The 219-nt window shown below is 68.5% G+C and carries 1 pseudogene; it reads right to left on the bottom strand.

Features of this window, described 5'->3' with window-relative positions:
- Nucleotides 1-219, bottom strand: a pseudogene (locus JMJ56_RS33560) (IS110 family transposase); the annotation flags it as partial.

Raw genomic sequence — 219 nt, 5'->3', positions numbered from 1 at the left:
CAAATCGCCTCGGCGTCGGCCGCGTCTGTCTTGCCGCGCTTGAGATAGGGCTTCACGTAGGCCGGTGGCATGAGCCGCACCGTGTGGCCAAGACGGGTGAGCTCGCGCGCCCAGTAGTGCGCTCCGCCACAGGCCTCCATGTCAATCAACGCCGGCGGCAAGGCCGCGAAGAACTCCAGCAGGGCTGACCGGCGGAGCTTGCGCCGCACTACCACCCCG

This window comes from Belnapia arida (assembly GCF_016773205.1).
Lineage (GTDB): Bacteria > Pseudomonadota > Alphaproteobacteria > Acetobacterales > Acetobacteraceae > Belnapia > Belnapia arida.
Note: the sequence above shows the minus strand (reverse complement) of the source record. Positions and strands in the feature narration are given on the sequence as shown.